A 24,366-nucleotide genomic window follows, 5' to 3' on the forward strand; every position below is an offset into this window, starting at 1 on the left:
ATTCAATCGCGGAATTTTGATTAAAAATTCAATATTTATGAACTTACGGCAGCTCAGATACTTTTGCGAAGTTGTGGATGCAGGCAATGCGAACACTGCAGCCCATAAGCTGTTTGTCGCGCCCACAGCGATCAGCATGCAAATGAGCCAGCTGGAAAACCAGCTGGGGGGAAAACTGTTTGATCGCTCCTCCAGGCCGATGGCACTGACGCCGCTCGGCCGTTTTGTTTATCCCAAAGCCAAGGAACTGCTGGCGGACGCCGGCCGGCTCGTCGAGGAAGCCAAGGGCATCGCGTCTGGAAACCTGGGATGGCTGAGCATTGGCTTTACGCGATCAACGATTTTTTCGGTGGTACCCGATGCCGTGAGGGAGATGAAATCTGCCTTCCCCAAAGTGCAGATCGATCTGGTCGAAATCCTGACCGAACATCAGGCGGAGGGCATTCGCAAAGGAGTCATCCACATCGGCGTTTCACGAACCATCGGTGAGTTCGAGGCCGAACCCGACCTGGCTTACACCCCTCTGTTCAAGGAGGCGCTGATTGCGGCCATTCCCATGCATCACCCGCTCGCCGCGCGAAAGTCTCTCAAAGCCTCGGATCTGGATGAGATGCCCTTCATCAGCTACCCGAAGGATCCGCACAGCAACTTTTCAAAGTTGTCACTGGGGCTGCTGGAAGCTGCTGGCGCCAAACCGCGCGTCGGCTACGAGGCCAAGGAAATTCATACGGCATTGGGTCTGGTGGCAGCCGGGCTGGGTGCGACATTGGTCGGAAAAACGGTGGCCGTGAACAACCGGACGGACGTTTGCTTTTTGCCGATTCGCGGAGCCAGGATGACGGCCAAAGTGTTTGCCGTTCACAAGAGGGACGAGCAAAGCCGGTTGACAGATGCATTTCTGAAAATCATTCAGGAGCAATCTGCGCGGCGGCTCTAGCCTGTGTCATTGCAGCCGCGCCGCGATGAAGTCCAGAAACGCCGTGATCCGCGATGACAGCGCCGTGTTGCGGTAGTACACCGCGTTCACCGCCTGCCGTACCTCGACGGTGTCACGCACCAGCAGCTGCACCAGGCTCCCGTTCGCGCGGTCGGCTTCGGTCATGAAGTCGGCCAGGCACACAATGCCCATGCCCGCCAGCGCCAGATGGCGCATGGTCTCGCCGCTGGAGGCACTGAGCTTGAGCGTGGCCGGATAGCTGTCGCCATGGGGCCCGCGCAGCGGCCATTCATTCAGGGATGCTACCTGGCTGTTGCCTATGAGCGCGTGGCTCGCCAGGTCGGCCACGCGTTTTGGCTTGCCGTGCGCTTCCAGATAGGCGGGGCTGGCCAGCACGCGCAGGCGGCTGGTGCACAGCGGCCGTGCGTGCAAGGTGGAGTCGCGCAGCGGCCCGATGCGTATCGCGATGTCGGTGCGCTGGGCCAGGAGGTCGACGTTGAGGTCGTCGGTGTTGAGCTCCAGCTCGATCTTGGGAAACAGCGCGCTGAATTCCGGCAGCAGCGGCACGATGGCGTGCAGCATGAAGGGCGAGGCCGCGTTCACGCGCAGCAGCCCGGCCGGCTGCTGCCGCCGCGCCGTCACTTCCTCTTCGGCCTCGTCCATGGCGTCCAGGATGGCACGCGTGCGCGCCAGGAAGGTCTGGCCTTCTTCGGTCAGCTCCAGCCGCCGCGTCGTGCGGCGCAGCAAGGTGGTGCCCAGCTTTTTCTCGAGCCGGCCCAGCGCCCGGCTGATGCCCGACACGGTTTGCCCCAGCTGGTCGGCCGCAGCGGTGATGGAGCCGCTGTCCACCACCGCGCGAAAGGCCAGCAGTTCTTCGAGGGTTGTTTTCATGGGTGTTCCTGCATTGTTGCTTCCAGGTCAAATATATTCTGCATGAGCAGGGGTTTTTCTGCAAAGATAAACCTCGCACACTGCAGGCTTCGTTTGACCACCCGGAGCCTCTCATGCCCATTGCCCTTCTCGCGCTGACGATCAGCGCCTTTGCCATCGGAACGACGGAGTTCGTCATCGTCGGCCTGCTGCCCACCGTGGCGGCCGACCTGCAAATCAGCCTGCCCTCGGCCGGCCTGCTGGTCAGCCTGTATGCGCTGGGCGTCGCCATCGGCGCGCCGGTGCTCACCGCCCTCACCGGCCGGCTGCCGCGCAAGACCCTGCTGCTCGGCCTCATGGCCTTGTTCACGCTGGGCAACCTGCTGGCCTGGCAGGCGCCCGGCTACAGCTCGCTGGTGGCTGCGCGCATCCTCACGGGCCTGGCGCACGGCGTGTTCTTTTCCATAGGCTCCACCATTGCCACCGGCCTGGTGCCCAAGGAAAAAGCCGCCAGCGCCATTGCCATCATGTTCACCGGCCTCACGGTGGCGCTGGTCACCGGCGTGCCGCTGGGCACCTTCATCGGCCAGCACTTCGGCTGGCGCGAGACCTTCCTCGCCGTGTCGGCCCTGGGCGCGATTGCCTTCGTGGTGAGCCTGCTGTTCGTGCCGCGCAACATCAGGCACACGCCGCCGGCGTCGCTGGCGCAGCAGTTCCGGGTGCTGGCCCAGCCGCGCCTGCTGCTGGTGTATGCCAAGACGGCCATAGGCTACGGCGGCTCCTTCATTCCCTTCACCTTTCTCGCGCCCATCCTGCAGCAGGCTGGCTTCAGCGCCGGGGCCGTGGGCTGGGTGATGCTGGTGTACGGCGTGTCGGTGGCGGTGGGCAACCTCTGGGGCGGGCGCCTGGCCGACCGCAAGGGGCCGGTTGCCGCGCTGAAGATCATCTTTGCGCTGCTCGCCGCCGTGCTGCTGCTGTTTCAGTTCACCGCGCCGCATCCGTGGCTGGCCGTGGGCACCGTGCTGCTGTGGGGCGCCGTGGCGTTCGGCAACGTGCCGGGTTTACAGGTGTATGTGGTGAGCCAGGCCGAGCGCCACACGCCCCAGGCGATCGACGTGGCCTCGGGCCTGAACATCGCCGCCTTCAACCTCGGCATCGCCTTTGCGGCCTGGGCCGGCGGCCTGGTGGTCACCCATCTGGGCCTCATGCACACGCCGTGGATTGGCGCGGGGGTGGTGCTGGTGGCGCTGGCGCTCACTTACTGGAGCGGCCGCCTTGACGCCCGCGACGGCGTGCCTGCCCGCATGGCCGGCAAGGGCACCGCCCTGGCCCATTGATGGCCCGGCCGCCTTATCCCTCCCTGCATCTCCCTACCTACATTCATCATCCATTCAGAAAGAACATCCCCATGAGCATTCCCGCATTCGGCCTCGGCACCTTCCGGCTCAAGGACCAGGTCGTGATCGACTCCGTCAGCAACGCGCTGGCCCTCGGCTACCGCCTCATCGACACCGCGCAGATTTACGGCAACGAAGCCGAGGTCGGCCAGGCCATAGACGCCAGCGGCGTGCCGCGCAGCGAGCTCTTCCTCACCACCAAGATCTGGACTGACAACCTGGCCAAAGACAAGCTGATCCCCAGCCTCAAGGACAGCCTGGTCAAGCTCCGCACCGACCATGTGGACCTCACGTTGATCCACTGGCCGTCTCCGGGCGGCGCGGTACCACTGGCCGATACGCTGGGTGCGCTCGCGGAAGCGAAGAAACAAGGCCTCACAAAACAGATCGGCGTCTCCAATTTCAACAGGGCCCTCCTGCAGGAAGCCATAGACACGGTGGGCGCCGCCAACATCGCCACCCACCAGATCGAGCTGAGCCCCTACCTGCAAAACCGCAAGATGGTTGATTTCGCACGCAGCCAGGGCATTCACATCACGTCGTACATGACGCTGGCCTACGGCAAGGTGCTGCTGGACCCGGTGCTGCTGCAGATTGCGCAGCGGCACAACGCCACCACCGCGCAGGTGGCGCTGGCCTGGGCGATGCAGCTGGGCTATGCGGTGATTCCGTCGTCGACCCAGCGCGCCAACCTGCAGGGCAATTTGCTGGCGCAGCAGCTGCGGCTAACGGAGCTGGACATGGCGGAGATTGCTGCGCTGGACCGGGGCGAGCGGCTGGTCAATCCGGACGGCCTGGCGCCCAGGTGGGATTGACATGCGCATGACCACACAAACCGAAAACACTGCGGCACTGAGACCCTTCGTCGGCCGGACCTTCAGGATCGACTATGGCGAAGCGATGACGGTATTGAACATCTATGCCGAGGACGGCCGGACGATGCGCTACGAGGTCCTTACCGGTGCGTTCGCCGGGGCAAGCGCCGAAGTCCGGTACGACGCGGTGGAAATCGACCTGGGTCTCTACGTACTGTCATGGCAGGAGGCCGACAAGGGCACGGTGGTGCATGTCGACGACTTCTCAGGCGGCACGTCGCGCAGTTTCTACACGACCGCAACACACGACTTCGTTCGCATGGCCGGCACACTCACCCGCGTGCAGGCCGCCTGACCCGCGATGGAAACCAACACACTGACATCAACTGGCCTCACTCACGGCCCGCAGCGGCGCCGCGCAACGGCTTCAGCGTGGCGGTCTGACCTGCTCCGGCAGCGGGCATGGAGCGCCTTGAACGGGGAAATGAATCAAAATGGCTTCCAGCCCATACGAGTTGTGCGCAGGCAGCTATTAAAAATATAGCGACAGCCTGGCGGCGACCGGTAAGGTTCAGCCGTCGTCGGCCGGTCCTCGTGCTTGCCCAGGTGCCGCGCCAAGCGCGCCGGGTCGCGGCTTGGTGCTGTTCTAATGGCGGATGGTCAATGGGGTGCGCGGCATGCCTCGCATCAAGCTTCAAGGACATGGTGAATTGAACAACACAAGGGAAAGTTTCGCGGGCGCACTGCAAACGCTGGTGCGCGGGCTGCAAGCCATGGCCGCGGGCCTGCGCAAGGATCCCCTGCTGCTGGTGCTGATCGCCGCGCTGGCGCTGCTGACCGCCGTGGCGCCGGGCAAGGCAGGCAGCTATCCCTCGCTGGTCGACTGGCCCACCATCGCGGCCCTCACCGGCCTGCTGGTGCTGACCAAGGGCCTAGAGGCCAGCGGTTCGCTGCATCGCCTGGGACACTGGCTGATCGGCTTCATGAGCACCGAGCGCGCCACCGCCCTGTGCCTGGTGCTGGCCGCCGCGCTGCTCTCCACGCTGCTCACCAACGACGTGGCGCTCTTTGTGGTGGTGCCGCTCACGCTGGGCGTTTGCCGCATCACCGGCCTGCCCGCCACCAAGCTGGTCATTTTTGAAGCGCTGGCCGTCAATGCCGGCTCGGCGCTCACGCCCATAGGCAATCCGCAAAACCTGTTCCTCTGGCAGCTGTCGGGCGCGTCGTTCGCGGCGTTCACCCTTCACATGCTGCCGCTGGTGGCGCTGCTGATGCTGCTGTTGCTGGGCCTCACGGCCTGCGTGTTCCGCGGCCGCAAGGTGCAGGTGCGCGACGAGCACCAGCCGCCGCCGCTGGACCGCACGCTGCTCAGCGTCTCGCTGGCCCTCTACATTCCCTTCCTGGTCGCCACGGACCTTCACCAGGCCGCCTGGGCGGTGGCCGGGGTGCTGCTGGTCTTTGCGCTGCTGCGCCCCCGGGTGCTGCTGCGGGTGGACTGGGGCCTGCTGCTGGTCTTTGTGCTGATGTTCATCGACCTGCGCCTGCTCTCCGGGCTGGAGGTCGTGCACCGCGCGATGGCGGGGCTGGACCTGGCGCAGCCGCTGCGCCTGTATTTCACCGGCATCGCCGCTTCGCAGGTCATCAGCAATGTGCCGGCGGCCATTGCGCTGGCCGAGTATTCCAGGGACTGGCGCGTGCTGGCCTACAGCGTCAATGTCGGCGGCTTTGGCCTCGTGGTGGGTTCCCTGGCCAACCTGATTGCGCTGCGCATGGCGCAGGATCGCAAGGCCTGGCCGCACTTTCATGGCTTTGCCCTGCCCTTCCTGCTGGTGGCGGCGGCGGTGGGCTATGCCCTGGTCGTCCTCGGGATTGCCCGATAGGCCCTTGCGGCCAGGGCCGCCCCGGGTTGGCCTTGCGCCGCTGTCACTTCGCCGGCGCGGCCGCCGGGCGCTCTTCCCTGCCGTCCGGGTGCCGCGCAAAGCGCGCCGGTTCACGTCCATGTACCGGTGCGTCGTCGGTAAACGACCAGCCGCCAAACTGCGTGCGCCGGTAGTCGGCCAGGGTCTGCGCGATCTCGGCCTGCGTGTTCATGACAAACGGGCCGTACTGCACCACCGGCTCGCCGATGGGCCGGCCCTGCAGCAGCAGGAATTCTGCCTGCTCGCTGCTGCTGTTGGCCAGCTCAACCGCTTCGCCGGCGCGCAGCTCGATGGCGGCATGGCTGGCCACGGCTTCGCCGGCCACGGTGACCGACGCGCCCTTGAAGAAGTACAGCTTGCGCCGCGTGTCCTTGCCGGTGGCGGCTGGCAGCGTCCATGTGGCGCCGGGCGCCATGCGAAGGGTCCAGATCGCCACGTCGGCGTCGGCCTGCGCGGCCCAGGAATCGGGTGGCGGCGCCAGCGGAGCCGCGCTGTCCGTATTCTGCATCCGGCCCGCGATCACGGCGACCTCGGTGCTGCGGCCATGGGCATCCGTGGCCGTCAGGCGCGGGATGTCCTGCGACCAGAACATGGTGAAGTGCGGGTCGGCCATCTTGTTCGCCGCGGGCAGGTTCAGCCAGATCTGGAACAGCTCCAGCGGATTCGGGTTCTGCTGGTCCAGCAGCGGGAACATTTCCGAATGCACCACGCCCTTGCCGGCGGTGAGCCACTGCACATCGCCCTGGCCGAAGCGCGCGGTCGCGCCCAGCGAATCGGCATGGTCGATCAGGCCCTTGCGGACGATGGTCACGGTTTCAAAGCCGCGGTGCGGGTGCGGCGGAAAGCCCGGCACCGTGCTGCCGTGGTACATGCTCCAGCCGTCCTTGCGGCTGAAGTCCTGGCCCATGTCGCGCCCCGCCAGCGAGGCCGCCGGCCCCATCTGCGCATTGGCCTGTGGATAGGCGTCGTCGTGATACACGCAGAACAGGAAGGGGTCCAGGGTTTCCCACGGGAAGCCGAGGGGTTTGATGTGGACGATGGGGTTGGCGGACATGGCGGTGCTTTCCAAAAGATACAGCTGAGGCTCTATCTATCTACTTTCAAGTGCATGCCAACGGGCGTACCGCGCCATCGCCGCCCCTGTACATTTGGGAAACCCCTGAATTTAAACTCATCTATTTGGAAACCGGATGGAACTGCGTCACCTTCGCTGCTTCGTCGCCGTCGCCGAGGAGCTGCATTTTGGAAGGGCTGCCGAGCGCCTGCATTTGTCTCAGCCGCCCGTCAGCCTGGCCATCAAGGAACTGGAAACCGAGCTGGGCCTGCGGCTGTTTGAACGCAACTCCCGCCGCATTGCCCTGACCCCGCAAGGCGAGGAGGTGCTTCGGGATGCCCGGGCGATATTGGCGCGGACCGAGTCATTGAAGCAGCACGCCAGCATGGCAGCCCTTGGCCTGGGCGGCTCGCTCTCCATCGGCTTCATCAGCCTGGCGGCGTATTCATTTCTACCCGACCTGCTCAAGCGCTTCACCACCGACTTCCCGGGCGTCCGGCTGTCTTTGCAGGAGTCGTCAACCGACCGTATCGTGCCCGACCTCGAATCGGGCGCGCTGGACATCGGCTGCCTGTTTGCCTTGCCGCAGCTGCCGCCGTCACTGAGCTACCGGGCAACCAGCCGGTATCCGCTCATGATCGCGCTGCCCGAGGGGCACCCCCTGGCGGGCCTGGCACGGGTGCCGCTCGAGCGCCTGGCTGACGAGCGCTTTCTTTTGTTCGAGCGCCACAACGGCCCCATGATGTTCGACACGGTGGTCGCCGCCTGCATGCGGCACGGCTTCAGTCCCAAGCTGTTTCACGCGCGCCAGCAGCACACCATCGTGAGCCTGGTGTCAGGCGGAATGGGCGTGGCGCTGGTGCCTTCCTGCGTGCAGGTCATGCGCCGCGAAGGCGTGGTGTACCGCCCCTTGCGCGGCGAAAAGACACAGGTGGAAACGGGCGTCGCCTGGCGGGCCGACGACGACGCGTTCATCGTCAAGGAGTTTTTGCGCTACCTGCCCAGATTGCGCTGAGAGCATGAGCGTTTTTCGATTTCACTCCCTCTCCCTCCAGGAGAGGGCGGGGGTGAGGGCCGGAGAGTGGCCACGACATTAGTGCGCGGCCCCTCACCCCAACCCTCTCCCCAAAGGGGCGAGGGAGAAAATGCCGGCGTTTCAGGCGGCCTGGTTTTTCCGCAGCGTCGGCAGCCCCACGCCTGCAGCGTCAAAGCCCCCATCCACGGCAAGCACCTGGCCGTTGACATAGCTGGCGGCCTTGCTGCACAGGAAGCCGGTGGCTGACGCGATTTCCTCGGGCGTGCCGTAGCGTTCCAGCGGAATCACGTCGTGGTAGTCGGAGCGAATCGCCACGCTGTGGACCAGTTTGGCCATTTCGGTTTCCACCGGGCCGGGTGCAATCGCGTTGACGCGAATACCGACGGTGCCCAGCTCGACGGCCTGCTGCTTGGTGAGGTGAATCAGCGCGGCCTTGCTGGTGCCGTAAGCCACGCGCAGGGTGCTCGCGCGCAAGCCGGAAATGGACGCAATGTTCACGATGCTGCCACCGCCCGTGCGGACCATGATGGGCGCGCAGGCCTGCGTGCACAGGAAAGCCCCGTCCAGGTTGGTGGCCAGCACCCGGCGCCACTCCTCAAACGTCGTCGCGCCAATCGGCTTGAAGACGGCGATACCCGCGTTGTTGACCAGTGAATCGATACGGCCGAAATGGGCCTCGACCTTTTCGATGGCGGACTGCACCTGCGCGGGGTCCGACACATCGCAGTGGACGGCCAGCACCCGGCCCGCGTCCTGCAGCCTGGCGGCGGCGGGCATCAGCGTGTCGGCGTCGATGTCCAGCAGTGCAACACGGTAGCCGTTCGAAAGAAACCACTGGCCGATCGCCAGGCCGATGCCGCGTGCGCCTCCGGTCACTACGGCCACGGGCGTGGATGAATTCGCTGAATGGGTTCCGGTCATGGATGTCATTGCCTTTATCGTTGCTAAAAAAAGAAAGTTTTTCGGGTGGTTAATTGGCGGTCTGGCCAGGCAGCCATTCTTCCAGCGTGACTTCGAACGTCATGCAGATGGGGTTGGACCCCGCCACGAAAGGTCCGCCATACACGTTGCCCTGGGTATCCGCCACGACGCCGGACAGCGACGCGCAGAGCGAGCCATCGTCATTGGAGCGAACCTCCCCGGCCAGGCTGACGATTTCGACCGCGGGGCCGACGACGTGCTGGCATTGGCCGTCCAGGGTGCCCAGGCACGCATCGACCAGGCTGCCCAGGGCCCCCCGCACAAACGCGTTTTTGAAACCTTCCGCCAGGCAGAGTTTTTCAACGCCCTGCACCAGGTCTTCGTTGGGAGCCATGCGCGCGTAGGCAACGCGGCCCATGCTGCCGCTTTCCACCACGATCCTGCTCACCGGAATGTCTTCAACCATGGCGGGCTACCTCCTGTGGCTGCAGCAGCGAAATATTGGTCTCCGGGTCAAACATCACGCGCAATTCAAAACCTTCCAGTGACGTGACCAGCGCAGAAATCGCTGTCCCTGCCACCACACATGACTGCGTCAGGATATGGCCGCCCTTCACCTCGCCGGATTGCGTGCGCAGTGCGGCATGGCAATGAACGATGGGTTGTCCGCTTGCGCTTTTCCCCAGCGTGGCATTGCCGAAAATCATAAAAGCCCTGCCGGCATGAATCGGCTGGGTGTAGGCGACCAGTGCATTTCTGGAAGGGTCGGGTCCGGCCACGCAATAGTCCAGGTTGTCAAAGCAGCCCCCCAGAATCGTGACAGACGCGTTTTCCACGCCCACGCTGGCAAGCGGCTTGACCAGGGCGTCAAACAGTGAAAGCCCGGGTTGAAGCGCGAGCCGGAAATGCCGGCCGCGGGCGCAGTGCTTGCTCTGGATGCGCACCGGATTGAACGGACCCGGATGAACCAGGGTTCGGGAACGCGGTGAACGCGCAAAGCGCGAGGGTGCTTGATTCAAGGTTTGTCTCCTGCATGCTCAGGGCATGTTGTGATGGACAGCCGGTCCGGGACTCCCAGGGAAAACGGCTGACCCATCGGGAGTGTAGGGGGAAGCCGTTATTTGGAAAAATTTGCAATTCAGATGGATCGTTCCGAATTTCAGATGGATACGTTTTGGGTCGGCCTCACTCTTTTTTGCCATGGCCGGAGCCGGCCTGCAGCGCCGTCAGCTCACGGCTGGCCTGCATCAGGCGGTTTCCCAGGGCGGCGCTTCTGGCGGCGCCCAGGCGCGTCTCTATCGCCGCCACGCTGATGGAGGCCACCGGGCGGCCATGCGCGTCATACACCGGCACGCCTACGGCCCAGCTGCTCTCGATCACCAGGCCGGGCTGCACGCAATAACCCTTGTTGCGCGTTTCACGGATCAGCCCGCGTATGGCTTCATCCGTGCAGCGCGGAAAACGCTCGGCCCTGAGCCCGGCATTGCGCGCCAGCACGTCATCCACTTGGGCGTCGTCCAGCGCCGCCAGAATCGCGCAGGCGCCGGCCCCCACGCCCAGGGGCAAACGATCGCCAGCCTTGATGAGCTGGTTGCGAATGGGAAAGTCACCTTCATCACGGGACAGGCAGATGCTCTCGTAGCCATGAAGCACCGAGAAAAAAACGGTGTCGCCCGTCTCCACGGCGAGGTTTCGCAGCGTGGGTGCCGCCAGGCGTTGAAGCGCGTAGCTGGGCTCTGCCGCCAGGCCCACGGCAAAGGCCTCGGGGCCGAGCCGGTAACAGCCCGACGTGCCGTCGCGCAGCACAAAGCCTTCTTCAACCAGCGTGCGGGTCAGGCGTATGGCGGTGGCCTTGTTCAGTTCAAGGCACCGGCCGATCTCCCCCATGCGCAGGCCGCCCGGCCCCACGCGGGTCAGCAGGCGCAGCACCGCCAGACCCCGGCGCAGCGTCTGCGCCCCTGCGACTTTCACGGCGGTTTGAGTGAGAGGTTCCAGCATGCGCCGATTTTGGTTCATATGGTGAACTGTCTTATCGGTGTAAACCCGTGCCGACCTGATCACATAGTGAACTGGTTTCTCGGGCCGTGATGCCAAAACGTATCTTTTTCACCCGGCAATCGCCTAAGCTGGCGCATCGCTGTTCACTGAAGATGCTGCGAATGCCTTCCGGCACCCTTTCAGTGGGAGTGTAAATTCGATTCATATAGTAAACCTTGAGGATATTCCCGTGACCACAAACAGCACCCCCGGCGTCCATATCGTGGGCTGGTCCCACTCCCGGTTTGGCAAGTTCGACCAGCTGGATCCGGAGACGCTGATCTCGGATGCCGTGCACGATGCCCTGGCCGACGCGGGGCTCACGGCCGCCGACGTCGATTCGGTCGTCATCGGGACCTTCAACGGGGGCTTTGTCGGCCAGGACTTTCCCTCCTCCCTGGCCATCAATTCACAGCCTGGCCTGCGCTTCAAGCCCGCCTTGCGCGTGGAAAATGCCTGCGCCACCGGGTCGGCCGGCATCTACACCGGCATTCAGGCCATTCGCGCCGGTGCAGCCGATGTGGTGCTGGTGGTGGGCTACGAGCGCATGAATGGCCTGCCCACCTCGCAAGTCGGCGACGTGCTTCTGAAATGCGCCTACGTCAGGGAAGAAACCTCGACGGCCGGTTTCGCGGGTGTGTTTGCCGGCATCGCGCAAAAGTACTTTGATGCCTATGGCGACGCCAGCGATGCACTGGCGCACATTTCGGCCAAGAACCACCTGAACGCCATGGCCAATCCGTACGCGCATGTGCGGCGCGACCTGGGGTTTGAATTTTGCAACACCGTCAGCGAGAAGAATCCCATCGTGGCCGGCCCCTTGCGCCGCACCGACTGCTCGCTGATTTCCGATGGGGCGGCGGCCCTGGTGCTGTGCAGTGAGCGTGCGCTGGCACGGGGCAGTTTCAAGCGTGCGGTCAAGTTCCGCGCGGCCCAGGCGCTGAACGACTACCTGCCCGTTTCGCGCCGCGACATCCTGCGCCTTGAAGGTGCGCAGCACGCGTGGCAACGCGCCTTTGCCGAGGCGGGCTGTGCGCTGGACGATTTGTCGCTGGTGGAAACGCATGACTGCTTCACCATTGCCGAGCTGCTTGAAGTGGAGGCGATGGGCCTGGCCAAACCGGGCCAGGGGCCGGCGGTGGTGCGTGAGGGGCAGACCGGTCGCGGCGGGCGCCTGCCGCTCAACCTGTCCGGCGGCCTGAAAGCCAAGGGCCATCCGATAGGCGCCACCGGTGTGTCGCAGCATGTGCTGGCGGCCATGCAGCTGGTGAACGAGGCGGGCGACATGCAGTTGCCCGGCGCGCAGCTGGCCGGCGTGTTCAACATGGGCGGCGTGGCCGTGGCCAACTACGCCAGCATTCTTGAGCGTTCCGCATGACCGCCACGCTTGCTCTTTCCGAAATGTCCGGGATGCCCCAGGGCTTGCCGCAGGTGATGAACTTGGGCAACCTGCTGACGCAAACCGCGCGCAAGTACCCCGGCCACGCCGGTTTGATCCAGGGCGACCGCACGCACAGCTGGTCGCAAATCAATCGCCGCGTGGATGCGCTGGCCCACCATTTGCAGGCGCAAGGGGTTAGGCCCGGCGACCGCATCCTGGTGCAGATGGTGAACGGCTTGCCGCTGTTCGAATCGGGCTGGGCCGCTTTCAAGCTCGGTGCGGTGTGGGTGCCGGTGAACTACCGGCTCACTCCCGCCGAGGTGGCCTACATCGCCCAGTCAAGCGGCGCGTCACTGATGCTCACGCAACATGCTTTCGATGCCCACGCGGCGGCGGCGCAGGCCCAATCACCGGCCTTGCGGCAAGTGATTTGCGCCGATGACGCGGTTTACGAGGCGATGGTGTCCGGGCCGCTTGCCGCGCCCTTCGCGGCCGCCGAGGTGACGGCGCATCACCCGCTCTGGTTCTTCTTTACCTCGGGCACCACCGGCCACCCCAAGGCCGCGGTGCTGACCCACGGCCAAATGGCCTTTGTCATCACCAACCATCTGGCCGACTTGCTGCCGGGGCTGTGCGAGAACCAGTCTTCACTGGTGGTGGCGCCGCTGTCGCACGGTGCAGGCATTCATGCACTCGTCAACGTGGCGCGCGGCGCAGCCAGCATCTTGCTGGCCGGCGAAAGCCTGGACTGCGCGGCTGCTTTCGAGGCGATTGAAAAGCACCGCGTGAGCAACCTCTTCACCGTGCCCACCATTCTCAAGCGCCTGGCCGAAGACCCCGCCGCCGCGCGGTTTGACCACGCCAGCCTCAAGCAGGTGATTTACGCCGGCGCACCCATGAGCCGGGCCGACCAGCGCAAGGCGCTCGATGTATTGGGCGCCGTGATCGTGCAGTACTTCGGTCTGGGTGAAGTCACCGGCAACATCACCGTGCTGCGGCCCGACGAGCACCTGGAAGGCGGCGGCGCGCTGCTGGGCACCTGCGGCACGGCACGCACCGCGATGGAGGTGGCCGTGCTCGACGAGCATTGCCAGCCGGTGGCGCCCATGGTGCAAGGCGAAATCTGCACGCGCGGCCCCGCGGTATTTGCCGGTTACTGGAACAACCCGCAGGCCAATGCGCAGGCGTTTCGCGGCGGCTGGTTTCACACCGGCGACCTGGGCACCATGGACGAACGCGGCTTCATCACCATCACCGGCCGCTCATCCGACATGTACATCTCGGGCGGCTCCAATGTCTACCCCCGGGAGATTGAAGAGGCCCTGCGCACCATGCCCGAAATCGCGGAAGCGGTGGTGTTCGGCATTCCTGATCCGCAGTGGGGCGAAGTCGGGGTGGCGGTGCTGGCGGCCCGCGACGCCGGCGCACACATTGCCGTCGAAGACGTGCTGGCCCACCTGCAGCCGCGGCTCGCCAAATACAAGTGGCCGCGCAGCATCGAGTTCTGGACATCCCTGCCCACCAGCGCCTACGGCAAGCTGGTTAAAAAAGACATCCGCGCCGAATACCTGCGCCGCCAGGAAGCCCGGCTTGCACAGCCCCCGCAACCCGCCTTGAAGCCATGACAGCGGGCGTTTTCACCAAGCCAATGAGGCGCAATCCCATCGTATATTAGCCAGTTCTGTCAGTTCGTTCCATCCGTCAGTTCGCTCATCCACCCATAAATAAGTCCAGGAGACAACACCATGAACATCACACGACGCAACCTGCTCGCCGGCGCAAGCGCCCTGGCCCTGCCTGCCCTGCCCATGGGCAGCGCCTTTGCCCAGAAGGCCGAGTTCACGCTCAAGTACGGCAACAACCTGCCCGTTGCCCACCCCATGAATATGCGCGCCGCCGAGATGGCCGCGAAAATCAACGCCGAGTCCAAAGGGCGCATTGCCTTCGAGGTCTACCCCAACAACCAGCTCGGCAACGACACCGACATGCTGTCGCAGACGCGTTCCGGCGCGCTCGACTTTTTCACCCTGTCGCCGCTGATTCTGGGCACGCTGGTACCCGCCGCGCAAATCAGCGGCGTGGGCTTTGCGTTCAAGGACTACAGCCAGGTGTGGGCCGCCATGGACGGCGATCTCGGCGCCCATGTGCGCAAGCAGATCGAGGGCTCCTCCAGCCTGTTTGCCTTCGAGAAAATCTGGGACAACGGCTACCGCCAGATCACTACCGGAACAAAGCCCGTCAACCAGCCCGAAGACCTCAAGGGCATGAAGATCCGCATTCCGCCCAGCCCGTTCTGGGTCTCCATGTTCAAGGCGTTCGAGGCCGCGCCCGCCACCATCAACTTTGCCGAGGTCTATTCCTCGCTGCAGACCAAGGTGGTCGATGCGCAGGAGAACCCGCTGGCCATCATTGCCACCGCCAAGCTCAACGAAGTGCAGAAGTACTGCTCCATTACCAACCACATGTGGGACGGCTTCTGGTTCATGGGCAACAAAAAGTCTTTTGAACGCCTGCCCGCCGACCTGCAGGCCATCGTGACCCGCAACGTCAACGCCGCCGGCCTGAAGCAGCGCGACGACGTCAGGCAGCTCAACGACAACCTGCTGGCCGAGCTCAAGGGCAAGGGCATGGTCATCAACACCACCAATGCCGACCTGTTCCGCGCCAAGCTGCGCACCGCCAACTTCTATGCCGACTGGCACAAGAAATTTGGCGCCGAAGCCTGGGCCGTTCTTGAAAAATACACCGGCAAGCTGGCATGAGCACAGCCCTGACAGCCGAAGAGCTGCGGGCCCTGAACGCAGGCGGGCCGCGCTGGCTGGGCCGGGTTGACGCCGTCCTCGGCCCGCTGGTGTCGGTACCCGCGGCGCTGCTGGTGCTGGCCGACATCGTGGTGCTGTTTGCGGGGGTGGTGGCACGCTATGCGCTCCATTCACCCTTGCTGTGGTCGGACGAGTTGGCCTCCATCCTGTTCCTGTGGCTGGCCATGCTGGGTTCCGTGATTGCGTTGCGGCGTGGCGAACACATGCGCATGACGGCGTTTGTCAGCAGTGCGCCCCCGCCGCGGCGCGCCTTGTTTGAGCTGGTCGCCACGGCGGCATGCCTGGCCTTTCTGGCCATGGTGGTGTGGCCGGCCTGGGAGTATGCGCACGACGAATTGGCCATTACCACGCCGGCGCTGGAGATTTCCAACCTGTGGCGTGCCGCCGCACTGCCCGTGGGCATTGCGCTGATGGGCGTGTTTGCGGTGCTGCGCCTGCTGCGCGCGGCTTCTCTTCGGCAACTGCTTCAGGCGGTGGCCATCGTCGCGGCCATTGTGCTGGCCTTCTGGCTGGCCGGCCCGCTGTTCGCCGGGCTGGGCCGTTTGAATCTGTTGATCTTCTTTGTGGGGGTGGCCGGCGGTTGCGTGTTTGCCGGGATTCCCATCGCGTTTGCGTTTGGCCTGGCCACCTTTGGCTATCTGGCGCTCAGCACCGGAACGCCCATGCCCACCCTGGTGGGCCGCATGGACGAGGGCATGTCGCACCTGATCCTGCTGGCCGTGCCGCTGTTTGTGTTTCTCGGCCTGCTGATCGAAATGACCGGCATGGCGCGCGCGATGATCACGTTTCTGTCCAGCCTGCTGGGGCACGTCAGGGGCGGCCTGTCGTATGTGCTGGTCGGCGCGATGTACCTGGTGTCAGGCATATCCGGCTCCAAGGCGGCCGACATGGCGGCCATTGCGCCCGCCCTTTTTCCTGAAATGAAAAGCCGCGGCGCCAAGCCCGGCGAGCTGGTCGCCCTGCTTGCCGCCACCGGCGCGCAAACCGAAACCGTGCCGCCCAGCCTGGTGCTCATCACGATTGGATCGGTCACCGGCGTTTCGATTGCGGCGCTGTTCACTGGCGGCCTGCTGCCCGCCCTGGTGCTTGGCCTGATGCTGTGCATCGTGGTGTACCGGCGTTATCGCTTCGAAGACCTCAGCCACATTCAGCGCACGCCCTGGGCCCGCGTCGCCCGCCTGGGGCTCATTGCCTTCCCCGCGCTGGCCTTGCCCTTTGTGATCCGCGCCGCGGTGGTGGAGGGCGTGGCCACCGCAACGGAGGTGTCGACCATCGGCATTGCCTACTCGGTGCTGGCCGGACTGTTTATTTACAGGCAGTTCGACTTCAGGCGCCTGGGTCCCATGCTGGTGGACACGGCGGCGCTGTCAGGGTCCATCCTGTTCATCATCGGCACCGCCACGGCCATGGCCTGGGGCCTGACGCAGTCAGGCTTCTCCCGGCTGCTGGCCGAAACCATGGGCGGCTTGCCCGGCGGGGCGCCCATGTTCATGGCGATGTCCATTCTGGCTTTCGTGGTGCTCGGCTCCGTGCTCGAAGGCATACCCGCCATCGTGCTGTTCGGCCCGCTGCTGTTCCCCATAGCACGCCAGCTGGGCATACACGACGTGCACTACGCCATGGTGGTGGTCCTGTCGATGGGCCTGGGCCTGTTTGCGCCCCCGCTGGGCGTGGGCTATTACGCCGCCTGCGCGATTGGCCGTGTTCCGCCTGACGAGGGCATACGCCCCATCGTGGGCTACATGGTGGCGCTGTTCATCGGCACGGTCATCGTGGCGGCGATTCCCTGGATTTCCATCGGTTTTCTGTGATGGGCTTGTGAGCCAGGGAAAGCCCGGCACGGTGTCGCCGCGGTACATGCTCCAGCCGTCCTTGCGGCTGAATTCGACTTGACATCGATGATCCAGAAGCCGCCGAGCACATTCTTGACCTCGGGAAACGGGCCCTGCCGCACCTGCGCCTTGCCGCCGGCAAACGAGATGCGCGCGCCCATCGAGGGCGGGTGCAGGCCCTCGAGGGAAATCAGCACGCCCGCCTTCTGCAGGGCCTCGTTGTAGGCCATCATGGGCGCGACCTCCTCGGCGCTCGGCAGGGCGCCCGGCGCGGCGCTTTCGTAGCCGCCCGGAATCATCAGCAGCATGAATCGTATCCTGGGTTCTCCTTGAAAGGGTCAGGGCATAGGCGTCGGCACGATGACCATCCACGATACGCCGAAGCGGTCGGCCACCATGCCGAAGGACGAGGCAAAAAAGGTCTTGGCCAGCGGCATCTGCACCTGGCCGCCCTGGCCCAGGGCGGTGAACAGGCGCTGCGCCTCGGCATCGCTGGGCGCCGTCAGCGACAGCGAAAAGCCCTTGAACTCCGGTTGGCCCGTGACGCGGCCGTCGGACGCCATCAGCACGGTGTCGCCGATGCGAAAGCTCGCGTGCATGATCTTGTCCTCCGAGCCGGGCGGGCACATGCCTGCGGGCTGCGGCTCGGGGCTTTCCTTGTAGCGCATCTTCATCGCCACTTCGGCGCCCAGCGCCGTGCGGTAAAACTCCAGGGCCTCTTCGCAGCGGCCTTCAAAAAACAGGTAGGGTTGAACTTGCATGACTGTCTCCTTTTCAGTGGGTGATGTTGATGGCCCCGGCGCAGCTGCCGGGGCCGCTGTCAGTGCCTGCTGCCCGGCCTCAGGTCTTGGTCTTCCAGAGACCGAGCGTTGCGCCCGTTGGATCCATGATGATGCTGAACCAGCCCATATTCGGGACTTCCGTGACCTCCTTGCAAATGGTGGCGCCTAGCGACTGGGCCTTCTGCGTAGCGGCTGCGATGTCGTTGACTACGACATAAGGCAACCAGGCAGAAGGGGCGCCGGGGATGGGCTGCTTCATCAGCCCGCCGCCCGTTCCTTCGCCCACGTCAATCAGGGTGTAAGTGCCTTGCGGCATCGGCATGTCCTGCATCTTCCAGTCAAAAAGCTTGCCGTAAAAGGTCTTTGCCTGAGCCGGATCGGTCGTGTTCAGTTCCACATGTACGAATGGATTGGCCATGGTGTTCTCCTTTGGTGTCGGGGTTGAAGGTCAATGAGCGCTGCCAAGGGTTCTGGCAGTGGGCGGGGGCAAAAGGTAGCGGGGCGCCGATAGACGACGCCCGCCATGGCCCTAGACGTCTTCCGGGCCTATGTGGACGACGCTGGAGGAGTTCATGTGCATGATTTCCCACAGGTGGCCATCCAGGTCCTGGAAACCATGCTGGTACATGAAGCCATGGTCCTTGGGCTCGTTGTACGTGCTGCCGCCGGCGGCGACGGCCTTGCCCACCATGTCGTCGACATCTTCCCTGCTTTCCGCGGAGAGGCAGAGCAGCACCTCCGTGCTCTTGGTCGCGTCGCAAATCTTCTTGGGCGTGAAAGTCTTGAAGAAGACTTCCACCAGCAGCATGACAAAAATATCGTCGGCCACGATCATGCAGGCAGCGTTCTTGTCGGTGAATTGCGGGTTGAACTTGAAGCCGAGCTGGGTGAAGAAGGTCACCGACTTGTCGAGGTTCTTGACGGGCAGGTTGACATAAATCTGGGTAGCCATGGCTTTTCCTTGGTGACGGTAAAAGAGAATGATGGCAGCATCAATTCAGGGCTTCAAGCCTGCTCATAGGCCTCTTGCAGGCCCTTGATGTCAATCTTGCGCATCTGCAGCATGGCCTTCATGACGGCGCCTGCCTTGGCGGGGTTCTTGTCGCCCAGCATGTCGCCCAAAACGCTGGGAATGATTTGCCACGACACGCCGTATTTGTCCTGCAGCCAGCCGCACTGGTTGGGCGCGCCGCCGGCGGAAAGCTTGTCCCACAGTTCGTCGACTTCTTCCTGCGTCTGGCAGTCCACAAACAGCGAGATGGCCGGCGAGAAGCTGAAGTGCGGGCCGCCGTTCAGCGCCATGAACTCCTGTCCCTCGAGCTCAAAGGTCCCGGTCATGACCGATCCCTTGGGCCCCGGTCCTTCCTCGCCATAGCGTCTGAGCATGGTGATCTTCGAGTTCTTGAAGATGGAGGTGTAAAAGTTCATGGCCTCTTCGGCCTGGTCGTTGAACCACAGGAAGGGGGTAATTTTTTGCATCGCGTCTTGCTCCTGGACATTCGTGGTGCTTAAGCCCTTGCGGCTTGCACGGCAAAAAAGACCGGCGTATTGTGTACGCCGTCCACAAAAGAATAGCAAAGATAATGGACAGTGTCCACATGAAAAAGTAACCAGTCATGACATCCGCGCCCAAGCCCCCGGCAGCACGCAGCACCTACCGCCACGGTGACCTGCGGCGCGCCTTGCTGGAGGCGGGCATAGCGCTGGCGCGGGCCGGCGGGCCCGATGCGGTGGTGCTGCGCGAAGCCACGCGCCGCGCTGGCGTGGCGCCCAACGCCGCCTACCGGCATTTCGACAGCCGCCAGGCGCTGCTGCAGGCGGTGCGCGCCGCCGCCCTGTCGGCCGTGGCCAGGGCCATGGAGGCCGAGCTGGCCGCCCTGCCGCAAAACCTGCCGCCCGCCGACTTGGCCCGCGCCAGCGTGCGCGCCGTTGGTACCGGCTATTTGCGCTTTGCCCGGGCCGAAACCGGTTTGTTCCGCACCGCCTTTGGGGCGTCGGACGACCTGAAGGAGCCCACCCCCGACCCGGCCAGGGCCGGCCAGAGCGGCCTCAACCCGTTTGAGCTGCTGAGCGCGGCGCTGGACAAGCTGGTCGAGGCCGGCGTGATGCCGCCCGAGCGCCGCCCCGGCGCGGAATTCATGGCCTGGTCGGCCGTGCACGGCCTGGCCATGCTGGTCATCGACGGCCCGCTGGGCCCCGTCATCGGCCCGCAGATGGAGCAGGTCGGCCAGCGCCTGCTGGACATGGTGGAAAAAGGTCTTTAGGCCGCCAGCGCGCGTGGGCGATTTCCCGGCGGGAGCGGGGTCGCCCGGTCCATCGCCCCGACACCTTGGGTTAGAGTGTCCTACCCCTGACTTCACCCAATACCATGCGCCAACACGCTCCGGTTTTTCTGTCGGCCCTCGGCCTTTTCCTGTCGGCCTGCTCTGCGCTGCCCATGCAGCCGCAGCCGTCCCAGCCGCCGCTACCCGCGCCTCCGCGCATCATCGAAAACTCGCTGGGCATGAAGTTCGTGCGGGTGCCGGCCGGTGAATTCCTGATGGGCAGCGACGAATCGCCCGAGGCCTTGGCCCAGGATTACCCGCAGTACGAACGCAAACGCCTGGCGGACCTCGCCGACGAAGCGCCCGTGCACCGGGTGCGCATCACGCGGCCTTTTTATCTGGGCCAGCATGAAGTCACGGTGGGCCAGTTCCGCCAATTCGTAGCGGCCTCGGGCTACATACCCGAATCCATTGCCGACGGCACCGGCGGCTATGGCTACAACCCCGCCTACGACCCGGCCAAATCGGCACGCGGCGATGCCTTTGAGGGCCGCGACCCCAAGTACTCCTGGCGCAACCCCGGCTTCGCGCAGGACGATACGCACCCCGTGCTCAACGTGACCTGGAACGACGCCGTGGCCATGAGCCAGTGGCTGAGCAAGCAGGAAGGCCATACCTACCGCCTGCCCAGCGAGGCCGAATGGGAATACGCCTGCCGCGCCGGTTCGCGCACGCGCTACCCCGGCGGCAACAATCCCCAATCGCTGCTGCAAACAGCCAACATCTTTGATGCCGACGCCGCCAAAAACTGGCCGGCCTGGCAGGCTTATGCGCTGCCAGGCCACGATGGTTACGCCTTCACCGCCCCGGTCGGCAGCTTCAAGCCCAACGCACTGGGGCTGTACGACATGCTGGGCAACGCCTGGGAATGGACGGCCGACTGGCACGACGAGAACTACTACGCCCGGTCACCGCTGAACGACCCGCAAGGCCCCGCAGACGGCACGGTCCGCGTGCGCCGCGGCGGCTCCTGGCACACCTGGGCGCTGTATGCCCGCTGCAGCTACCGCAACTGGAACTCGCCGCAGACGCGCTATACCCTGGTGGGCATGCGCCTGCTGCGCGAGGTGGATGAGGCCGGGAATTGAGTGCCAAACAGGGTGCCAGCCCAGACCGTTCGGGCGCAAACAGCTATTAAAAACGTAGCGTCTGGCGGCGGGTTGATCTGCGTCTGGCCCCGCCAGACGACCGCCAGGCGCGATCAGTCCTGCCCCGCCGGCGCCGGCGCCAGGGCCAGCCGGACCTCGTCCGCGTCCAGGGAGCGCGCCGCGCCAAAGCCGGCGACCTGCCGTGCGCCCTTGGCATGGACCGCCACAAACATGAAGTCGCCCAGTCCGGTCATCGGTTCTGCCTCGGGGAAGCGCTGCAGATACGCGGCGCGGCAGGCCCGCCACGCCGGGCTGCCGGGTTCCAGCACCTCGGCCAGTCCTTCGAGCGTGACCCTGGGCAGGGCGTGCACCGGTTCACCCGGCACCTCGGGCCGCATGACCAGCAGCGACACCTGAGCCCTGGCCTGCAGATTGCGCGTGTGGACGGCCAGGCCGCTGACGTGGATGACCAGGCATGCCAGCGCCGGCTCCAGCGCCACCACGATGGCATAGGGGACCATGGACACAAAGGCGGAACCCGCATCGCTGGTGGTCCCCATGGCCGCCACGCGCTGCGTGTGCAGCAGGGAACGCAGTTCGCGGGTCAATCCGGATTCATGCGGCACGGCTTCTCCCTCTTCAACGTCAACAGAATTCCCGGGCAGGCCCGCGGCTTTCAAACGCCGGGGCCGCCTCGCACCCGCCGCCGGCGGGCCTCAATGCGTCAATGCCTCAATGGGTTGGGGTCTTGCAGAACTGGCCGTGCCGCTGCGTGCTCATCAGGGCGTGGAAGTAGTCGTGCGACATGCGCAGCAGGCGCTCGTGGTCGCCGCCTTCCATGTACACGACCTCGCTCTCCTCGAGCTCGTCATCGACCACCGTTTCAATACCCCAGGGCATGCCGATAGAGGGCACGGCACCGGGTTCGCAGCCCTTGAACAGCATCGCGATGCGCTCTTCATCGGCCAGCCGCAATTCCTTGCGGCCCAGCATGCGCCCCAACTCGTCAACCATCACGGCCTTGTCGGCGGGGATGACGGCCATCACGTAGCCGGCGTGGTCTTCGAGGACCACCGACTTGGCCAGGCTGCAGGGCATGACGTTGGCGCTGCGGGCCGTCTCTGCGCTGGTGCGGCTGTGCGCATGCGAGAGGACCTCATAGCGCGCACCGCGCTGGTCGAGGTAGTTGGCTAGATTTGTGGAAATGGACATGGCAGCCTCCTGGAACAAATGGAATTTCCGGGGCCAGACGGCGATACGCCCCGTACAGACCTCTCTCAGTCTAGGCCGAAAAATTCCGCGTTGCCAGTAGGGTGTTGCGGGCCGGGCGCGCCATCGCTGGCATCACGGCGGGCCGTATGGGCGCGCGCGCCGGCAGGCCCGGTGCTGGCTTGGTGGGGATTACTTCGGCGCCTTGGTTGCGCTGTAGCTGGTCATCAGGTTGCGGTAGTCGGGGATGTGGTTGGCGAACAAGGTGCCCAGGCCTTCCACGTCATTGCGCCAGTCGCGGTGCAACTCGCAGGCCAGGCCAAACCAGGTCATCAGCTGCGCACCGGCTTCGGACATGCGGTTCCAGGCTGCATCGCGGGTGACTTCGTTAAAGGTGCCCGACGCATCGGTCACCACGAACACCTCGAAGTCCTCGGCCAGTGCCGACAGGGCGGGGAAGGCCACGCAGACTTCGGTCACCACGCCGGCGATGATGAGCTGCTTGCGCTCGGTCGCCTTCACGGCCTTCACGAAGTCTTCGTTGTCCCAGGCATTGATCTGGCCCGGGCGTGGGATGAAGGCGGCATCCGGCAGGGTTTTCTTGAGTTCGGGCATCAGCGGGCCGTTGGGGCCGTCTTCAAAGCTGGTGGTCAGCACCGTGGGCAGCTTGAAGTATTTCGCGATGTCGGCCACGGCCAGCACATTGTTGGTGAAGGGGTCGGGCTGGATGTCACGCACCAGCGACAGCAGGCCGGCCTGGTGATCGACCAGCAGCACGGCGGCCTGGTCTTTGTCGAGACGGCGATAAGCGCGTGAAGACGATGATGAATTGGACATGACAAACTCCTGAATGGACAAGCAACACCCTTGGCATAACAGTGCCTGCGGGCGGTGGGCGAAATGCCCGGGGGGAAATTCCGCACAAGGCGGGCTGCGATACAGCCTGTTATGGCAGGCCGTATCGCCTTGCTCAGTGCGCTATCTGGCCAAAGCGGCCGGCGCTGAAATCGTCCATGGCCTGGACGATTTCATCCTTGGTGTTCATCACAAACGGGCCGTGGCCGACGATGGGCTCGTCGATAGGCTCGCCGCTCAGCACCAGCAAGGTGGCGTCGCTGTTGGCTTCCAGGCTCAGGGCGTCGCCGTCGCGCGCCAGCAGCGCCATCTGCGCCTCACGCACCACATCGCTGCCGTTTACCAGCACCGTGCCGTGCAGCACCACGATGGCGGCGGTGTGGCCCGCGGGCAGCGTCAGCCTGGCTTCCTTGTCCCGCCCCAGCCGCAGGTCCCAGACATTGATGGGCGTGAAGGTCTGGGCCGGGCCGCGGTGTCCGTCGAACTCGCCGGCAATCACGCGCACGCTGCCCGCCTCACCGGGCAGCGCCACGGCGGGAATCTGCGCGTCCACAATGCCCTGGTAGCGCGGCGCGGTCATCTTGTCCCTGGCGGGCAGATTGACCCACAGCTGCACCATCTCAAACGGGCCGCCCTGCCGGGTGTAGGCGGGCGAATGGAACTCCTCGTGCAAAATGCCGGCGCCCGCCGTCATCCACTGCACGTCGCCCGGGCCGATCACGCCGCCGCTGCCGGTGGAGTCCTGGTGCGCCACCTCGCCCTTGTAGACGATGGTCACGGTTTCAAAACCGCGGTGCGGGTGCTGGCCCACGCCGCGCGGCCTGATGGCGGGTTTGAATTCCGCCGGACCGGCGTAATCCAGCAGCAAAAACGGGCTCACATGCTGGCCCAGCGTGTCGTAAGTGAACAGCGAACGCACCGGAAAACCATCGCCCACCCAGTGGGGCCGGGGGCTGCTGTAAATACCGAGAACCTTCTTCATGACCTGCTCCTTGAAAGATGGCGGTAGAAAGAACCGCCATAGGTGTAAAGATATTCCCGGAACGATGAGTCCGGTAGTAGGCAAAAATTGCCATCATCGTTCTGT

The 24,366-nt window shown here is 64.6% G+C and carries 27 protein-coding genes; 12 read left to right on the plus strand and 15 right to left on the minus strand.

The genetic code is table 11. From position 1 onward, the window contains the following. Positions 1 to 37: 37 nt before the first annotated feature. Positions 38 to 937 carry a LysR family transcriptional regulator gene (locus PJE01S_RS12825; RefSeq protein ID WP_068834013.1) on the plus strand — a complete coding sequence of 300 codons (900 nt, stop codon included), beginning with the start codon at positions 38 to 40 and terminating at the stop codon, positions 935 to 937. A 6-nt stretch (positions 938 to 943) separates the two neighbouring features. Here PJE01S_RS12825 and PJE01S_RS12830 read toward each other — a convergent pair whose 3' ends face one another. Beyond that, positions 944 to 1,828, minus strand: a complete 885-nt coding sequence (locus PJE01S_RS12830) for a LysR substrate-binding domain-containing protein (protein WP_068834014.1) — start codon at positions 1,826 to 1,828, stop codon at positions 944 to 946. A 113-nt stretch (positions 1,829 to 1,941) separates the two neighbouring features. On the opposite strand from PJE01S_RS12830, the gene PJE01S_RS12835 reads away from it, so the two are divergent. The 4 genes from PJE01S_RS12835 (at position 1,942) to PJE01S_RS12850 (ending at position 5,899) form a co-directional block, all read left to right on the plus strand. Further along, complete coding sequence (locus PJE01S_RS12835) at positions 1,942 to 3,144, plus strand: MFS transporter (RefSeq protein ID WP_068834015.1); 1,203 nt, start codon at positions 1,942 to 1,944, stop codon at positions 3,142 to 3,144. A 71-nt stretch (positions 3,145 to 3,215) separates the two neighbouring features. Next, positions 3,216 to 4,019 carry a 2,5-didehydrogluconate reductase DkgB gene (gene dkgB / locus PJE01S_RS12840; RefSeq protein ID WP_068834016.1) on the plus strand — a complete coding sequence of 268 codons (804 nt, stop codon included), beginning with the start codon at positions 3,216 to 3,218 and terminating at the stop codon, positions 4,017 to 4,019. A gap of 7 nt (positions 4,020 to 4,026) precedes the next feature. Next, positions 4,027 to 4,374 carry a MoaF-related domain-containing protein gene (locus tag PJE01S_RS12845; protein WP_068834058.1) on the plus strand — a complete coding sequence of 116 codons (348 nt, stop codon included), beginning with the start codon at positions 4,027 to 4,029 and terminating at the stop codon, positions 4,372 to 4,374. A 355-nt stretch (positions 4,375 to 4,729) separates the two neighbouring features. After that, entirely contained in the window at positions 4,730 to 5,899 is a 1,170-nt protein-coding gene (locus tag PJE01S_RS12850) for an SLC13 family permease (RefSeq protein ID WP_245660760.1), read from the plus strand. A 43-nt stretch (positions 5,900 to 5,942) separates the two neighbouring features. On the opposite strand, the gene PJE01S_RS12855 is transcribed toward PJE01S_RS12850, so the two are convergent. Continuing rightward, positions 5,943 to 6,992: a pirin family protein gene (locus tag PJE01S_RS12855; protein WP_084389522.1), complete on the minus strand. Its 1,050-nt coding sequence runs from the start codon at positions 6,990 to 6,992 to the stop codon at positions 5,943 to 5,945. Between the two features lie 136 nt (positions 6,993 to 7,128). Between PJE01S_RS12855 and PJE01S_RS12860 the strand changes: the two genes are divergently transcribed. Next, positions 7,129 to 8,007 (plus strand): LysR family transcriptional regulator, encoded by an 879-nt coding sequence (locus tag PJE01S_RS12860; protein WP_068834018.1) that lies wholly within the window; start codon positions 7,129 to 7,131, stop codon positions 8,005 to 8,007. A gap of 141 nt (positions 8,008 to 8,148) precedes the next feature. On the opposite strand, the gene PJE01S_RS12865 is transcribed toward PJE01S_RS12860, so the two are convergent. From PJE01S_RS12865 to PJE01S_RS12880, 4 genes are all read right to left on the minus strand, one after another. After that, a complete protein-coding gene (locus PJE01S_RS12865; protein ID WP_377372345.1) occupies positions 8,149 to 8,949 on the minus strand; it encodes an SDR family NAD(P)-dependent oxidoreductase in 801 nt (266 codons plus the stop codon). A gap of 49 nt (positions 8,950 to 8,998) precedes the next feature. Next, a complete protein-coding gene (locus PJE01S_RS12870) occupies positions 8,999 to 9,415 on the minus strand; it encodes a PPC domain-containing DNA-binding protein (RefSeq protein ID WP_068834020.1) in 417 nt (138 codons plus the stop codon). Beyond that, positions 9,408 to 9,968: a PPC domain-containing DNA-binding protein gene (locus tag PJE01S_RS12875; RefSeq protein ID WP_068834021.1), complete on the minus strand. Its 561-nt coding sequence runs from the start codon at positions 9,966 to 9,968 to the stop codon at positions 9,408 to 9,410. The genes PJE01S_RS12870 and PJE01S_RS12875 overlap by 8 nt, the downstream gene beginning before the upstream one ends. Before the next feature lie 166 nt (positions 9,969 to 10,134). Beyond that, positions 10,135 to 10,947: an IclR family transcriptional regulator gene (locus PJE01S_RS12880; RefSeq protein WP_245660762.1), complete on the minus strand. Its 813-nt coding sequence runs from the start codon at positions 10,945 to 10,947 to the stop codon at positions 10,135 to 10,137. A gap of 229 nt (positions 10,948 to 11,176) precedes the next feature. Here PJE01S_RS12880 and PJE01S_RS12885 point away from each other — a divergent pair, with 229 nt between their 5' ends. The 4 genes from PJE01S_RS12885 to PJE01S_RS12900 all read left to right on the plus strand — a co-directional run bounded on the left by PJE01S_RS12885 (position 11,177) and on the right by PJE01S_RS12900 (position 17,000). Further along, entirely contained in the window at positions 11,177 to 12,364 is a 1,188-nt protein-coding gene (locus tag PJE01S_RS12885; protein WP_218017518.1) for an acetyl-CoA acetyltransferase, read from the plus strand. Next, on the plus strand, positions 12,361 to 13,992 hold the full coding sequence (locus PJE01S_RS12890; RefSeq protein ID WP_068834023.1) for an acyl-CoA synthetase: 1,632 nt from the start codon (positions 12,361 to 12,363) through the stop codon (positions 13,990 to 13,992). Before PJE01S_RS12885 ends, PJE01S_RS12890 begins: the two co-directional genes overlap by 4 nt. A gap of 120 nt (positions 13,993 to 14,112) precedes the next feature. Further along, on the plus strand, positions 14,113 to 15,129 hold the full coding sequence (locus tag PJE01S_RS12895) for a TRAP transporter substrate-binding protein (protein WP_068834024.1): 1,017 nt from the start codon (positions 14,113 to 14,115) through the stop codon (positions 15,127 to 15,129). Continuing rightward, positions 15,126 to 17,000: a TRAP transporter large permease gene (locus tag PJE01S_RS12900; RefSeq protein WP_068834025.1), complete on the plus strand. Its 1,875-nt coding sequence runs from the start codon at positions 15,126 to 15,128 to the stop codon at positions 16,998 to 17,000. Before PJE01S_RS12895 ends, PJE01S_RS12900 begins: the two co-directional genes overlap by 4 nt. On the opposite strand, the gene PJE01S_RS24510 is transcribed toward PJE01S_RS12900, so the two are convergent. The 5 genes from PJE01S_RS24510 to PJE01S_RS12925 form a co-directional block, all read right to left on the minus strand. Further along, complete coding sequence (locus PJE01S_RS24510) at positions 16,928 to 17,338, minus strand: YciI family protein (protein ID WP_084389511.1); 411 nt, start codon at positions 17,336 to 17,338, stop codon at positions 16,928 to 16,930. The genes PJE01S_RS12900 and PJE01S_RS24510 overlap by 73 nt on opposite strands. Positions 17,339 to 17,359: 21 nt before the next feature. Then, positions 17,360 to 17,782, minus strand: a complete 423-nt coding sequence (locus PJE01S_RS12910; RefSeq protein ID WP_068834026.1) for a VOC family protein — start codon at positions 17,780 to 17,782, stop codon at positions 17,360 to 17,362. Positions 17,783 to 17,861: 79 nt separating this feature from the next. Beyond that, positions 17,862 to 18,221, minus strand: coding sequence for a VOC family protein (locus PJE01S_RS12915; protein WP_068834027.1), 360 nt, complete (start codon positions 18,219 to 18,221; stop codon positions 17,862 to 17,864). Positions 18,222 to 18,332: 111 nt separating this feature from the next. Then, on the minus strand, positions 18,333 to 18,755 hold the full coding sequence (locus PJE01S_RS12920; RefSeq protein ID WP_068834028.1) for a VOC family protein: 423 nt from the start codon (positions 18,753 to 18,755) through the stop codon (positions 18,333 to 18,335). A gap of 53 nt (positions 18,756 to 18,808) precedes the next feature. Next, positions 18,809 to 19,282 (minus strand): VOC family protein, encoded by a 474-nt coding sequence (locus PJE01S_RS12925; protein ID WP_068834029.1) that lies wholly within the window; start codon positions 19,280 to 19,282, stop codon positions 18,809 to 18,811. 137 nt (positions 19,283 to 19,419) lie between these two features. Between PJE01S_RS12925 and PJE01S_RS12930 the strand changes: the two genes are divergently transcribed. Next, positions 19,420 to 20,067 (plus strand): TetR/AcrR family transcriptional regulator, encoded by a 648-nt coding sequence (locus PJE01S_RS12930; RefSeq protein ID WP_068834030.1) that lies wholly within the window; start codon positions 19,420 to 19,422, stop codon positions 20,065 to 20,067. A gap of 173 nt (positions 20,068 to 20,240) precedes the next feature. Beyond that, positions 20,241 to 21,215, plus strand: coding sequence for a formylglycine-generating enzyme family protein (locus PJE01S_RS12935; RefSeq protein ID WP_068834061.1), 975 nt, complete (start codon positions 20,241 to 20,243; stop codon positions 21,213 to 21,215). Positions 21,216 to 21,328: 113 nt separating this feature from the next. On the opposite strand, the gene PJE01S_RS12940 is transcribed toward PJE01S_RS12935, so the two are convergent. The 4 genes from PJE01S_RS12940 to PJE01S_RS12955 all read right to left on the minus strand — a co-directional run bounded on the left by PJE01S_RS12940 (position 21,329) and on the right by PJE01S_RS12955 (position 24,261). Beyond that, the gene (locus PJE01S_RS12940) at positions 21,329 to 21,841 is read right to left on the minus strand and encodes a HugZ family pyridoxamine 5'-phosphate oxidase (protein ID WP_068834062.1); all 513 of its coding nucleotides are present in this window, start codon (positions 21,839 to 21,841) and stop codon (positions 21,329 to 21,331) included. 106 nt (positions 21,842 to 21,947) lie between these two features. Then, positions 21,948 to 22,427 carry an aminoacyl-tRNA deacylase gene (locus PJE01S_RS12945; protein ID WP_068834031.1) on the minus strand — a complete coding sequence of 160 codons (480 nt, stop codon included), beginning with the start codon at positions 22,425 to 22,427 and terminating at the stop codon, positions 21,948 to 21,950. 189 nt (positions 22,428 to 22,616) lie between these two features. Continuing rightward, positions 22,617 to 23,261, minus strand: coding sequence for an isochorismate family cysteine hydrolase YcaC (gene ycaC, locus PJE01S_RS12950; protein ID WP_068834032.1), 645 nt, complete (start codon positions 23,259 to 23,261; stop codon positions 22,617 to 22,619). Positions 23,262 to 23,394: 133 nt separating this feature from the next. Continuing rightward, positions 23,395 to 24,261, minus strand: coding sequence for a pirin family protein (locus PJE01S_RS12955; protein WP_068834033.1), 867 nt, complete (start codon positions 24,259 to 24,261; stop codon positions 23,395 to 23,397). Positions 24,262 to 24,366: the final 105 nt, after the last annotated feature.

The organism is Polaromonas jejuensis NBRC 106434 (genome assembly GCF_001598235.1).
GTDB lineage: Bacteria > Pseudomonadota > Gammaproteobacteria > Burkholderiales > Burkholderiaceae_C > Polaromonas > Polaromonas jejuensis.